Origin of the sequence: Halioglobus sp. HI00S01 (assembly GCF_001635445.1) — a bacterium.
Classification (GTDB): Bacteria; Pseudomonadota; Gammaproteobacteria; order Pseudomonadales; family Halieaceae; genus Halioglobus; species Halioglobus japonicus.
In genome coordinates, this window is sequence record NZ_LWEE01000169.1 from 1 (window position 1) to 220 (window position 220).

At 54.5% G+C, this 220-nt stretch carries 1 protein-coding gene; it reads right to left on the reverse strand.

The window, feature by feature from the left end; genetic code table 11:
• Positions 1-122: 122 nt before the first annotated feature.
• Positions 123-220 (reverse strand): amino acid--tRNA ligase-related protein (locus A3709_RS22725; protein ID WP_156507800.1); only part of this gene is annotated, 98 nt, incomplete at its 5' end.

The window sequence follows — 220 nt, forward strand, 5'->3', positions numbered from 1 at the left end:
GCGGCAGCGACGACAATCAGTACTCTGGATGTGGGTGACAACACACACTCCCCGGTGAATTCAAGTTCGGGGGAGTGTAGCGTATTACATCGGCTCTGAGCACTATTTGTGGAGAAATCTCCTCACTCAGGCCGCATATGTGGGAATAGCAGCACATCGCGGATCGAGGGCGAGTCGGTCAAGAACATCACCAGGCGATCGATACCAATGCCTTCGCCCA